Below are 12,638 nucleotides of genomic sequence, written 5' to 3'. Positions count from 1 at the left end.
ATGCGGAGGATTTGCGATGAAGAAGATACTAATTGCAGAGGATGACCTTATATCAAGAAGACTTTTGCAGAAGACGCTTAAGGAATGGGGTTATGAGGTCACGCAGGTTAAAGACGGACAGGAGGCCTGGGCTGTTTTACAGAAAGAAGACATACGACTTGTCATTGCAGACTGGATAATGCCCGGTATAGACGGAATCACATTATGCCGTAATATCCGTGAATCAAAGATGCCCGGATATGTCTACTTTATCCTTCTTACTGGCAAAGATACAAAAGAGGACATGATTAAAGGGCTTGAATCCGGCGCCGACGATTATGTGACAAAGCCGTTTGACCGTAATGAATTGCAGGTTAAGGTGCGCGCAGGAGAGCGCATTATAGAGCTTGAGAAGGAGCTTACGCAGAAAAATGAGGAGCTTAATAAATTAAATCTTGTCCTGGAAGAGCTGATAAGGATTGACCCTCTTATGAATATAGGGAACCGCAGGAGTTTTTATGAATGCATAGACAAGGTGCATAACCGGGCGCACAGGTATGCATATAATTATGGAATAATCATGTGCGACATAGATGACTTTAAGGCGTACAATGACATTTACGGGCACTTGCCCGGCGACAATATCCTTAAAACCGTTGCAGACTCAATCAAAACGACAATGCGCATGTCAGACGATATCTTCAGATTCGGCGGCGAAGAGATTGTTATCATCCTGCCTGAACAGGATATAGAAACTACCCTGCTGGCTGCCGAAAGGATAAGAAAGGCGGTTGAGTCGCTTGAGATTGAGCATAAAGGCAGCCGGAGCGGCAAGCTGACTGTAAGCTGCGGTGTTTCAGCATGCTTTACCACTGAGTGCAAGGGGGACAGCAAAAAGTGGGAAACCGTCCTGGACCATGCAGACCAGGCGTTATATAAGGCAAAAGAAAAGGGTAAAAACAAAGTAAGCGCATACAAGAAGTAAATTAAGTCCTGCTCCTGTTTTAATTTAGCCTCACTTCGGCGCCCATATTTTCCCTTTATCAATTATATGCTCAACGGCCCAGCCTTTTTTGTGCAGAGCCTTTGCGATGAACCGCCTGTGGCATTTCCACGGAAAATGTTCAGCGCAAATTATTACCGACAACTTTTCAGCGGCAATACCCTCCAGCTTATTTATCCCCGATTCAAATTCTCCGATATGTGTATAGGCTTCATAACCGCCTTTTCTAAAGCCTCCAAGCTCTTTCCCGAGGTGATGATACGCAAAACCTTCGCTGTGAAGAAGCGGCTCAAGGTTTTCTTTTCTGAAGTGTTCAAACTTGCTTTTTGGAAAACTGCGCACATCAATGACAGCTTCAATGCCGTAAGAATTGATGATTTCAATAAAATCCTCTACATTTCGCTGTCCTGTGCCGAGGGTGTATATTTTTTTTGCCGGCATTTAAAATAATAACATCAATCGGGCCGGAAAAGCTCCGGATTTTACCGGTTAAGAAGTTCTTGATTAAATAAGCATGAAAAGGTATATTATTACAACCTATTACAAAACTTAAGGAATTGATCTTCCCTGTGATAAGAACACAGGGAATCTAATGTAAGGAATTTTTTATTATATTCGCTCGCTTAACCCCGTGGCAAGACAACGGGGAATACGCTTACTATCCATTTAAGATAAAAAGATATGATAAAAATTATAAAAAAAAGGGGGGGAGAGATGAATGCCCTTTGTGAGAATAGGGGATAACGAGTCTTTTGAAAATGCTCTCAGAAAGTTTAAAAAGCAGTGCGAGAGGGAAGGCATACTTTCTGAGATCAAAAAGAGAGAGCATTACGACAAACCCAGCGTAAAAAAGAAAAAGAAGGCAATCGCCGCCAGAAAAAAGGCGCTTAAAAGGACGAAGGTTTATCCTGCGAGATAACTAATGTCTTTATCTGAAAAACTCTCTGAAGATTTGAAAACTGCCCTGAAAGCCGGCGACAAGGATACTGTATCGGTCATCAGGATGGTCAGGGCGCTGATTAAAAACAGGGAGATAGATAAAAAGGCTCCCCTCGGTGATGAGGAAATCTATACGGTCCTCAATTCTATGATAAGGCAGAGAAAGGACTCCATAGAGCAGTTTTCAAAAGGGGGCAGGGAAGACCTTGTCAGGCAGGAGACTAAAGAACTTGCAATAATTCAGTCTTATCTGCCGCCTTGGATTTCGGAAGATGAGCTGAAGGTTATGATCAGCGATGTAGTTGCAGAGGCAGGGGCGGCAGGGATTAGGGATATGGGCAGGGTGATGAAATTAATCACGCCTAAGGTAAAAGGACAGGTTGACGGCAGGCTCCTGAGCGAGCTTGTCAAACAGGCATTGGAGAGATAAATGTTACTAAGAAAACTTTATGAAACAGTTGTATTAAAAGGTATTGAGGCAGACCCGAGGGGCAAAGACGCTGTGCTCCGTGAGCTTGAGAAAAGGAAGGATGCATATAATGAGTTGAAAGGTGATGACAAGGCTTTTTTTGATGCAGAGACCCTTAAAAATCCCTATGCCGACACAAGGATTCTTCACGGGACAGGAGATGAAGATGTTAAGTGCGCCCTTTTAGGGATTGATATGGAAGTAGGCGAGGTGCTGCTTGCAGACAGGCTTTCGGCAAAGGGCAAAAAGGTGGACCTGATTATTTCCCACCATCCTGAGGGCAGGGCCTATGCAAATTTTTACGAGGTCATGCGCATGCAGGCTGATATTTTAAATAAATTCGGTGTACCTATAAATATTGCGGAAGACCTTCTTGATGGCAGGATTAAAGAGGTTGAAAGAAAATTAAGCCCTGTAAATCATACGAGGGCGGTTGATGCCGCCGTACTCCTTGGTATTCCTTTTTTATGCGTCCATACTCCTGCGGATAACATGGTTGTAAGTTATCTCCAAAGGCTTTTTGACGAGAAAAAACCGGATACAATAGACGATGTGCTTAAGATACTGAAAGCTGTTCCTGAGTATGACGAGGGCAGGAAGAACAACGCAGGACCGAGGATACTTTTGGGTTCAAAGGAAAGAAGGGCAGGCCGGGTCTTTGTTGATATGACCGGCGGCACAGAGGGGTCAAAAGATATCTTTGAGAGTCTTGCCAATTCGGGCGTCGGCACAATTGTGGCAATGCACCTCAGCGAAGACCACAGGAAAAAGGCTGAGAAATACCACATTAATGTTGTGATTGCAGGGCATATCTCAAGCGATAATCTGGGACTGAACCTGATGTTTGACGGGGTGCAGAAACTCGGCGCTATAGAACTGCTTCCCTGCTCGGGTTTCAGAAGGTTCAGCAGGGTTTAATTTTTTGAATCGCTACTGTCCGGTTTAAAAATGATTAAATTAAGCGGTTGTCATTCCGGCTTGTCCGGAATCTTTCCTTATAATTTGAATATAAAATAATGCCTTCTTATAACAGCTCTCTTGAAGATATAAAAAGCAGGCTGGATATTGTTGATATAGTCTCAGAGTATGTTGCCTTGAAAAAGGCCGGTCAGAACTACAAGGGACTTTGCCCCTTTCATACGGAAAAAACCCCATCCTTTATGGTCAGCCCTTCAAAGCAGATATTCCATTGTTTCGGCTGCGGAAGCGGCGGAGATATTTTTACCTTCCTGACGCGTTACGAGAACCTTTCTTTTAATGAGGCGACTGCAATCCTTGCCAAAAAGGCAGGTGTCACGCTCAAAAAATCACCGCATGACGCCGCAAGGGCAGGCGAGAAGGAAATTCTGTTTAACCTGAATAAAGATGCGCTGGTATTTTTTCAAAAGTCCCTTTCCCACAGCCCCGATGCAGTGAACTATCTTAAAAAAAGAGGGATATCTGTTGAAATACAAAAATCTTTTTCAATCGGTTATGCCCCGGGCAGGAAGGATGCGTTATTTTCTTTTCTCAAGGGCAAGGGCTATGCGGCAGAGCTTATGAAAAAAGCCGGGCTGGTCCATTACGGTTCAAGCGGCAATTATGATACATTCAGGCACAGGATTATATTCCCGATTTTTGATCTCAGGGGCGAGGTAATTGCCTTTGGAGGCAGGGTCCTGTCACAGCATGATGAGCCCAAGTATCTTAATTCGCCGGAAACGCCTGTTTTCAATAAAGGCCGGGTCCTGTACGGGCTTAACTTTGCCAAGGAATTTATCAAAAAATCAGGATACGCAATATTTACCGAGGGCTATTTTGATGTTATAGCGGCTCATATGTATGGATTTTCAAGCGCCGTGGCCCCTCTCGGCACGGCCCTGACGCAGGAGCATGGAAAGCTGATTAAGAGATTTACCGAGGACGCAGTCCTTGTTTTTGACGGCGATGAGGCAGGCGTGCGGGCCGCAAAGAGCGCAGCCGGCATTTTGCTGGAGAGCGGACTTAATGTGATGGTTCTTTCTCTGCCGCGTGGAGAAGACCCTGACAGTTTTTTAAGAAAAAACGGAAAAGAGGCCTTTAACGGCCTGCTTGAAAACCCGGTATCGGTTGTGGATTTCTTTTTAATGCAGAAGACAGACAGACATCTGATGGCAAATGAGGCGCTTGAGGTAATCTCAAGGGTGCCGGACAGCATCCGGCAGGGGCATTATATAAAATTGTTGTCTGAAGGCATCGGGATTAACGAGATGTTTGTCAGGGAGGAACTTAAGAAGATAAAGGCGTCTAAACTGAAAGGCGCGCATACGCAGACGCCGGGCATGAAGCCTCCTGTCAGACAGGGACCTTCCCATGAGGCGTACTTATTGCGGCTGCTCCTCAACTATCCTGAAAAGGCGGCAAGGATTTTTGATTCGGTCTCAATGGAAGATTTGGAGCATCCTGTCATAAGGTCGGTCTTTAAGAAGATGAAGGAAGGCATGATGGATTATGATGTTTTATTTTCAGAATGCCGGGATGACGAAAAAAATTTTGTTACAGAGCTTTCCTTCCGCGCTGATTTTGATGATGCGGAAAAGGCGCTTGAGGATTGCCTTAACCGCTTCAAAAAAGAACGCAGGCAGAGACTGTTAAATGAGATTCAGGATAAGGTAAAAAATGCAGAGTCAAAAAAAGACGCCCGGCTTTTGCGGGCGCTGCAAATTGAGCAGCAAAAACTGCTCGGATTAAAGGGGCATTAAAATGACAGACGGCTATCTGGACACTATCTGGGACAGGCAGGAGGGCGTTCCTGAAAAATTTGAAGAAATAGCAGAAGAGGATATCCATGAAGATGAAGAGGAAAAGAAATCGCCTCCAAAAGAACTTGTCGCTGACGTCCCTCTGAAAATATATCTCAAGGAAATAGGTCAGGTTCCCTTGCTTACCAGGGAGGCCGAGATGCTGATAGCAATGACCATTGAGCAGGGCAAGGAAAAGACAGCGGGAATAATCTTTATGATGCCTTTTGTGATAAGCAAGGTTTTGTCTCTTCCTGATTTACTGCTGAACAACGGGGTGTCGATAAAAAGCATAATCACTGACTGGGAAGGGGCGGAGAAAGAAGAGGAGACATTAAAGAGGTTTCTGAATACCATTAAAACCCTGAAAAATCTTTACGGCAGGAGAGAGCCGTATATTAAAAAGCTGAAGAAGAGGATTGGCGAAAAAGACCGAGCACTGACAGCGGGCAAATTATCAGAAATCCAGATGAAGATAACCGGCAAGATAAAGGAGCTTAGTCTTAAGGATGCAGTGATGTCGGCGTTTATTGAACAATTCAGCAAATTTGCCGCACAGTCAGCGGAGTTATACAAAAAAGCGGAGAGAATTTCCCAAAAGTCCCGTAATTACAGAAAACTCAGGAGGGAAATATCTCAGGTAGAATCCGCCCTCGGATTAAAGGGCGCTGAAATCAGGAAGGCAGTGAGGACTATCCATCAGGCGGAAAAGCAGGTTGAAGAATCAAAGCAGGCGCTCGTGGAGGCGAATCTCAGACTTGTGGTCAGCGTTGCCAAGAAATACATGGACCGGGGACTTACTCTGTCTGACCTTATACAGGAAGGCAATATCGGGCTGATGCGGGCCGTTGATAAATTTGAATACAGGAAAGGCTTTAAATTCAGCACGTACGCAACCTGGTGGATAAGGCAGGCTATGATGCGCGCCCTTGCCGATCAGGCCAGGACCATAAGAGTGCCTGTGCACATGGTGGAAACAATAAACAGGTTCACTAAGGTTTCTCGTGAGCTGCTGCAGGAGTTTGGAAGGGAGCCTTTGATGGAGGAGATTGCGGAGAAGATGAAACTTCCGATTGAGAAGGTCAGGACCATTCTCAAGATATCCAAGGAACCCATTTCACTTGAAGCCACTGTCAGCGATGATGAAGACAGGTGCCTGATGGATTTTGTTGTTGACACTGCCGTGCTGTCTCCTCTGGATCTGGCTATCAGAAGCGATCTGCAGGAGCAGGTGAAGAAAGTGCTTGAGACCTTGCCCGTGAAGGAGGCGGAAGTTATTAAAAGACGTTTTGGCATCGGGGAGGGCTCACCGCATACGCTTGAAGAAATCGGCGATGAATTCCGCCTTACAAGGGAGCGGATAAGGCAGATTGAAATGAAGGTGCTGAGAAAACTAAGGCATCCTATGAGAAGTAAATGGCTGAGAAGTTTTATGGAGAAAGCGCCGAGGAAATAAATTAAAAAGTGGTTTGATTTGGTTTTTAATATAATTTTATTGACGCGGGGCTGCCGGATTTGTATAATTAGCTAACCTTTAAGCTGGCACTGAGAGGCTGGAAAGGTGACTTGAAGGGGACGGCATCAAGTTTAGACCTTTCTGCTCTCAGAGTGAATGCGCTTTGGAGGGGGAAAGGTTTTTTTTATGCCTCGTGAGATATTAAACAGCAAAGACCTTGAAAGGGCGATTACGAGAATTGCCCATGAAATTATTGAGAGGAATAAAGGCACCGAGAACCTGTGCCTTGTAGGTATTCAGCGCGGCGGAGTCCACCTGGCCCGCAGGCTGGCCCCACAGATTGAGGCCATTGAAGGCGGGCGCATTGAGGTGGGTTCACTTGACATAACCCTTTACAGAGACGACATCTACAGCAAAAAAAACCAGCCGGTAGTGAGAAAGACTGATATCACCTTTTCAATTACAGGCAAAAAAGTTGTGCTTGTGGATGATGTGCTGTTTACGGGCAGGAGCATCAGGGCGGCTATGGACGCGCTTATTGATTTCGGCAGGCCGGCAAACATACAGCTTGCCGTGCTTATTGACAGGGGACACAGGGAACTGCCCATCAGGCCTGATTATATAGGGAAAAACATGCCGACTCATTTTGACGATCTTGTTGAAGTCCATCTGAAAGAAGAAAACATGGAGGACGAAGTAATCTTAATTGCCAAAGACACGGAAGAAACAGTGAATAGTAAACAGTAATCAGTGAACAGTGAATAGAAACTAATTACTAAATAACAAATAACGAATAACGGATGATGCTTAAATCAAAAGACCTTCTTGGGATTAAAGACCTTTCTGCCGAGGAAATAATTAATATCCTTGACACTGCGGCGGTTTTTAAGGATGTTCTTGCAAGGGACATAAAGAAAGTGCCCACGCTCAGAGGCAAAACAGTGGTAAACCTTTTTTTTGAACCCTCAACAAGGACCAGGACTTCATTTGAACTTGCAGCCAAACGGCTGAGCACGGATGTTGTAAATTTTTCCGTTCCGGCAAGCAGTATAGCAAAGGGTGAAACCCTCAAGGATACTGCGTTGACAATTCAGGCGCTGGGCGCAGACTTTGTAGTGATTAGGCATGGTTCGGCAGGCGTCCCGCATTTTCTTTCAAGCGTGCTTAAAGCCTCTGTCATAAATGCAGGCGACGGAAGCAATGAGCATCCGACACAGGCGCTGCTGGACTTATTTACAATCCGCTCTTCCAAAGAGAACATTGAAGGGCTTACCGTGGCGATAATAGGAGATGTAGCGCACAGCAGAGTTGCAAAATCCAACATATACGGTTTAACAAAACTCGGCGCAAAGGTCCGGCTTATCGGTCCTCCGACGCTTATGCCCGCTGCGATTAATAATCTGCCGGTTGATATTTACAATTCTATGGAAGAAGGCATCAGGGGCGCAGATGTTATTATGACGCTGAGGATTCAGCTTGAACGACAGAACAGGGGCTTTTTCCCTTCGCTTGAGGAATATTTTAAGCTTTACGGTTTAACCGGCGACAGATTAAAACTGGCAAAAGACGACGCAATGGTCATGCATCCCGGACCGATAAACCGCGGAATTGAAATTTCCACGGATGCGGCAGACGGTCCCCGGTCTGTAATTCTTGAGCAGGTGACAAACGGGCTGGCAGTAAGAATGGCTGTATTATATTTGCTCTCGGGGGTAAAGGAATGAGCCTTGATAATTGTCTTAATGGAGGGCTAACGGGATGAGCATCCTTATAAAAAACGGCAGGGTTATTGATCCGGCGCAGAATATTGACGGCCACTATGAAATACTTATAGAGGGTAAAAAAATACGGGGCGTGTACCCGAAGGCAAAGGGACCTAAAACCGACAAGATAATTGATGCCTCCGGATGTATTGTAATTCCGGGGCTTGTTGATATGCATGCCCACCTGAGGGACCCGGGTTTTGAATACAAGGAGTCCATAAGGACCGGCACAATGGCGGCTGTCAGGGGAGGCTTTACGTCTGTATGCTGTATGCCGAATACAAATCCCGTAAATGATAACAAGACAGTAACTGAATTCATACTGAGAAAAAATTATGCAGAGGGCGCTTGCTTTGTTTATCCCATCGGCGCAATTACAAAAGGGCAAAAGGGCGAAGAACTTGCTGAAATGGGGATGATGAAAGAGGCGGGCTGCATCGCCTTCTCAGACGACGGCAGGCCTGTTACGAACAGCCTTATCATGAGGAGGGCGCTTGAGTATTCAAAAATATTTAATGTCCTGATTATCTCGCACTGCGAAGATTTAAAGCTGTCTGAGGGCGGTGTAATAAACGAGGGATTTATTTCAACCACGCTCGGCTTAAGGGGAATTCCAAAGGCGGCAGAGGAAGTGATGGTTGCGCGGGACATTGCGCTGGCAGGACTCACAGGCGGAAGGCTTCATATTGCGCATGTATCAACAGAGGGTTCGGTGAGATTGATAAGGGATGCAAAAGAACGCGGCATCAGTGTAACTGCAGAGACATGCCCGCATTATTTCTGTCTTACCGAAGATGCGGTTAATAACTATAATACAAGCGCAAAGGTAAATCCGCCGTTAAGGACAGAAAGGGATGTTGAGGCCGTCAAGCAGGGGTTGAAAGATAACACAATTGATGTGATTGCAACCGACCACGCACCCCATCACATAGATGATAAGTACAATAAGGAATTTGACGCTGCTTCTTTTGGAATTTCAGGGCTTGAGACTGCATTCAGTTTAGGGCTTAAACTGGTGGAACAAGGGGTTTTAAGCTTAAAGCAACTTATCATGAAAATGAGCGTAACTCCCTCAGGAATAATAGGAATTCCAAAGGGAACACTTGCGGAAGGCGCAGATGCAGATTTGGCTGTAATAGACCTCTCCGGGGAGTTCATCGTTGAGCCGGACAGGTTTTTATCTAAGGGTAAAAACACGCCGTTTAAAGGATGGCAGTTAAAGGGCGCAGTTTTAAAGACCGTATCCAAGGGAAAAATCTACGAATGGGAATAATAAACAAAGGGTTCAAGGGGTCATGGGTTCAAGCGGTCAAGTCAAAAAAGTTTTTCATGGAAGCCTGTGAGCGGCAGTCTTAAGCCTTTTTATTTAGAAACCCGCCGTGAATATTATGAGCTTGAATAAAGCAAAAGCGCTTTTAGTGTTATCAGACGGGACGGTATTTGAGGGCAGGAGTTTCGGCTATGAAGGCGAAGTCATAGGCGAGGTCGTCTTCAACACCTCAATGACAGGCTATCAGGAAATCATTACAGACCCTTCTTACAAGGGGCAGATAGTCGTAATGACTTACACGCAGATTGGGAACTATGGGATAAATGATAAAGATGTTGAGTCAAAACAACCTAATGTTGAGGGTTTTATCGTTAAGGAATATCTTAATTTCCACAGCAACTGGCGTTCTCAGAAAAACCTCAATGACTATCTTAAAGAAAATAAAATAACCGGCATTTCAGGCATTGACACAAGGGCGCTTACTGCTCACTTAAGGGATAACGGCGTGCAAATGGGCATAATTTCAGCAGTTGATTTCAATCCTGAAAGTCTTTTAGAAAAGGTCAGGAAGCATCCTGGAATCTCTGCCGCAGACCTTGTAAAGGAAGTAACCGCGGAAAAATCATATAAATGGACAGAGGGCGTGTGGAAACGGCAGTCAGACGCAGGGATTTGGGATTTGGGCTTAGGGATTGATAAAAAAGAACATACCAACCCCCAAACTCTAACCCCTTATCCCCCCAAAGTGGTTGTTTATGATTTTGGAGTTAAGTTTAATATTTTAAGAAACCTTGCAGATGCCGGTTTTGATATAACAGTTGTGCCTGCACAAACTCCGGCAGAGGCGGCGCTTGAGATGAATCCCGACGGAATACTTTTGAGCAACGGACCCGGGGACCCGCAGACGGTTACTTATGCGATAGAAAATGTAAAGAAACTTTTAGGCAAAAAGCCTGTGTTCGGCATATGCCTCGGACATCAGATTTTAGGGCTTGCGATGGGAGGCAGGACGTATAAATTGAAATTCGGCCATCACGGAGGGAATCATCCTGTGATGGATATTGCAACGGAAAAAGTTGAGATAACATCGCAGAATCACAATTACTGTGTTGATATAAAAACACTTAAAGAGCAGGTGGAACTTACGCATAAAAATTTGTACGACGGGACCGAGGAAGGCATGAAGCATTTGGAGCTTCCCGTGTTTTCAGTCCAGTATCACCCCGAGGCGGGACCCGGACCGAATGATTCCGTGTATTTGTTTGAGAGGTTCAGGGAAATGATTAAAGGGATGTGAATAAAGATAGTGTCAAAGACTCTGCTTTCTGACACTTTTAAGGACGAATGCCAAGAAGAACTGACATAAAAAGCATACTGTTGATTGGCTCAGGACCCATAGTCATCGGGCAGGCCTGCGAGTTTGATTATTCAGGAACTCAGGCGTGCAAGGCGCTCCGCGAAGAGGGTTACAGAGTCATTCTTGTAAATTCAAATCCTGCCACAATCATGACAGACCCTGAAATAGCGGATGTCACTTATGTTGAGCCGCTTACTGCGGATATTCTTGAAATGATAATAAAAAAAGAACGGCCTGATGCGCTCCTGCCGACAATGGGCGGACAGACTGCGCTGAATCTTGCGGTTGAACTTTCTGAGAAAGGCGTGCTTGAAAAATATAAGGTGGAGTTGATAGGCGCAAAACTTCATGCTATAAAAAAAGCGGAGGACCGGGAATTATTCAAAGAGGCAATGAACAGCATAGGGCTTGAGACGCCGAAGAGCAGATATGTGGGCTCCATGGAAGATGGACTAAAGGCAATTGAATACGTCGGTTTCCCTGCTATATTAAGGCCTTCTTTCACGCTTGGCGGCACAGGCGGAAGCATTGCCTACAACATTGATGAATACAAGGAAAATATCAGCAGGGCGCTTCAGCTCAGCCCTGTGCATCAGGTGCTTGTGGAGGAATCCGTTATTGGCTGGAAGGAGTTTGAGCTTGAGGTCATGAGGGACTGCAGGGACAATGTCGTTATCATCTGCTCCATTGAAAACTTTGACCCCATGGGCATACACACAGGCGATTCCATAACAATTGCGCCTGCTCAGACGCTTACAGACAAGGAATACCAGATGATGAGAGACGCCTCAATCAGCATAATACGCGAGATAGGCGTTGACACGGGCGGTTCAAACATACAGTTTGCGGTTAATCCGAAAGACGGCAGTATGGTTGTTATTGAAATGAATCCGAGGGTGTCAAGAAGCTCTGCGTTGGCGTCAAAGGCAACAGGATTTCCGATAGCCAGGATAGCCGCCAAGCTGGCGGTGGGATTGACACTGTATGAAGTCCCCAATGACATAACAAAAGAAACTCCTGCATCGTTTGAGCCGGCGATAGACTATGTTGTCGTGAAATTCCCGAGGTTTGCCTTTGAAAAATTTCCCGAGGCTGACGCTGTGCTTACAACGCAGATGAAATCCGTGGGAGAGGTCATGTCAATAGGCAGGACCTTTAAGGAATCATTGCAGAAGGCGATAAGAAGCCTTGAGATAGACAGCTCCGGTTTTGAGCCTTTGAAGGCGGATATTGATGAGACAAGGACTAAACTCAAGATCCCGAACTGGGAGCGCATCTGGTATATTGCGCATTCCATGAGGATTGGAATGACTGTGGATGAAATATATGAACTGACCGGCATTGACCCGTGGTTTCTTCATAATATCAGGGAAATTGTTGAGATGGAGGAGGAGATTAAAAAAGTTGAAGGCAGAAGGCTGAAGGATGAGCATATAGAAATTTTAAGGGAGGCGAAGGAATACGGATTTTCCGACAAAAGGCTTGCATCACTTCTTCAGATAGACGAGAAGAAAATCAGGGAGTTCAGAAAGAGCAGTCAGATAAAAGCCGTATACAAAATTGTTGATACATGCGCCGCTGAGTTCAAGGCATATACGCCGTATTTTTACTCAACGTATGAAAGGCCGTTCTATAAAGGGATT

The 12,638-nt window shown here is 45.3% G+C and carries 12 protein-coding genes; 11 read left to right on the top strand and 1 reads right to left on the bottom strand.

Annotated features, from left to right (window positions below):
* Positions 1-16 precede the first annotated feature (16 nt).
* Entirely contained in the window at positions 17-964 is a 948-nt protein-coding gene (locus HZA10_00970; GenBank protein ID MBI5194874.1) for a diguanylate cyclase, read from the top strand.
* A 30-nt stretch (positions 965-994) separates the two neighbouring features.
* Here HZA10_00970 and HZA10_00965 read toward each other — a convergent pair whose 3' ends face one another.
* Positions 995-1,423, bottom strand: coding sequence for a DUF488 domain-containing protein (locus tag HZA10_00965; GenBank protein ID MBI5194873.1), 429 nt, complete (start codon positions 1,421-1,423; stop codon positions 995-997).
* A 277-nt stretch (positions 1,424-1,700) separates the two neighbouring features.
* Here HZA10_00965 and HZA10_00960 point away from each other — a divergent pair, with 277 nt between their 5' ends.
* The 10 genes from HZA10_00960 to carB all read left to right on the top strand — a co-directional run.
* Positions 1,701-1,901 carry a 30S ribosomal protein S21 gene (locus HZA10_00960; protein ID MBI5194872.1) on the top strand — a complete coding sequence of 67 codons (201 nt, stop codon included), beginning with the start codon at positions 1,701-1,703 and terminating at the stop codon, positions 1,899-1,901.
* 3 nt (positions 1,902-1,904) lie between these two features.
* Entirely contained in the window at positions 1,905-2,351 is a 447-nt protein-coding gene (locus HZA10_00955) for a GatB/YqeY domain-containing protein (GenBank protein ID MBI5194871.1), read from the top strand.
* Positions 2,352-3,308 carry an NGG1p interacting factor NIF3 gene (locus tag HZA10_00950; protein MBI5194870.1) on the top strand — a complete coding sequence of 319 codons (957 nt, stop codon included), beginning with the start codon at positions 2,352-2,354 and terminating at the stop codon, positions 3,306-3,308. It begins immediately after the preceding gene.
* A gap of 98 nt (positions 3,309-3,406) precedes the next feature.
* Entirely contained in the window at positions 3,407-5,110 is a 1,704-nt protein-coding gene (locus HZA10_00945; protein ID MBI5194869.1) for a DNA primase, read from the top strand.
* A 1-nt stretch (position 5,111) separates the two neighbouring features.
* Positions 5,112-6,605, top strand: coding sequence for an RNA polymerase sigma factor RpoD (rpoD, locus tag HZA10_00940; GenBank protein MBI5194868.1), 1,494 nt, complete (start codon positions 5,112-5,114; stop codon positions 6,603-6,605).
* 186 nt (positions 6,606-6,791) lie between these two features.
* On the top strand, positions 6,792-7,352 hold the full coding sequence (gene pyrR / locus HZA10_00935; protein MBI5194867.1) for a bifunctional pyr operon transcriptional regulator/uracil phosphoribosyltransferase PyrR: 561 nt from the start codon (positions 6,792-6,794) through the stop codon (positions 7,350-7,352).
* Between the two features lie 53 nt (positions 7,353-7,405).
* Complete coding sequence (locus HZA10_00930) at positions 7,406-8,329, top strand: aspartate carbamoyltransferase catalytic subunit (GenBank protein MBI5194866.1); 924 nt, start codon at positions 7,406-7,408, stop codon at positions 8,327-8,329.
* A gap of 34 nt (positions 8,330-8,363) precedes the next feature.
* A complete protein-coding gene (locus HZA10_00925; GenBank protein ID MBI5194865.1) occupies positions 8,364-9,641 on the top strand; it encodes a dihydroorotase in 1,278 nt (425 codons plus the stop codon).
* Positions 9,642-9,756: 115 nt separating this feature from the next.
* The gene (gene carA / locus HZA10_00920) at positions 9,757-10,935 is read left to right on the top strand and encodes a glutamine-hydrolyzing carbamoyl-phosphate synthase small subunit (protein ID MBI5194864.1); all 1,179 of its coding nucleotides are present in this window, start codon (positions 9,757-9,759) and stop codon (positions 10,933-10,935) included.
* Positions 10,936-10,982: 47 nt separating this feature from the next.
* The coding region (gene carB, locus HZA10_00915; GenBank protein ID MBI5194863.1) for a carbamoyl-phosphate synthase large subunit at positions 10,983-12,638 on the top strand (1,656 nt) is incomplete at its 3' end.

The organism is Nitrospirota bacterium (assembly GCA_016212185.1).
GTDB lineage: Bacteria > Nitrospirota > Thermodesulfovibrionia > UBA6902 > DSMQ01 > JACRGX01.
This window is presented reverse-complemented; position numbering and strand designations above follow the sequence as displayed.

What these genes read in the sequence shown, in the direction of transcription:
- HZA10_00930 (MBI5194866.1), top strand. Translation starts at nt 7,406, where the DNA reads ATGATGCTTAAATCAAAAGACCTTCTTGGGATTAAAGACCTTTCTGCC.
- pyrR (MBI5194867.1), top strand. Translation starts at nt 6,792, where the DNA reads ATGCCTCGTGAGATATTAAACAGCAAAGACCTTGAAAGGGCGATTACG.
- HZA10_00950 (MBI5194870.1), top strand. Translation starts at nt 2,352, where the DNA reads ATGTTACTAAGAAAACTTTATGAAACAGTTGTATTAAAAGGTATTGAG.
- HZA10_00965 (MBI5194873.1), bottom strand. Translation starts at nt 1,423, where the DNA reads ATGCCGGCAAAAAAAATATACACCCTCGGCACAGGACAGCGAAATGTA.
- HZA10_00960 (MBI5194872.1), top strand. Translation starts at nt 1,701, where the DNA reads ATGCCCTTTGTGAGAATAGGGGATAACGAGTCTTTTGAAAATGCTCTC.
- rpoD (MBI5194868.1), top strand. Translation starts at nt 5,112, where the DNA reads ATGACAGACGGCTATCTGGACACTATCTGGGACAGGCAGGAGGGCGTT.
- HZA10_00955 (MBI5194871.1), top strand. Translation starts at nt 1,905, where the DNA reads ATGTCTTTATCTGAAAAACTCTCTGAAGATTTGAAAACTGCCCTGAAA.
- HZA10_00945 (MBI5194869.1), top strand. Translation starts at nt 3,407, where the DNA reads ATGCCTTCTTATAACAGCTCTCTTGAAGATATAAAAAGCAGGCTGGAT.
- HZA10_00925 (MBI5194865.1), top strand. Translation starts at nt 8,364, where the DNA reads ATGAGCATCCTTATAAAAAACGGCAGGGTTATTGATCCGGCGCAGAAT.
- carA (MBI5194864.1), top strand. Translation starts at nt 9,757, where the DNA reads ATGAGCTTGAATAAAGCAAAAGCGCTTTTAGTGTTATCAGACGGGACG.
- HZA10_00970 (MBI5194874.1), top strand. Translation starts at nt 17, where the DNA reads ATGAAGAAGATACTAATTGCAGAGGATGACCTTATATCAAGAAGACTT.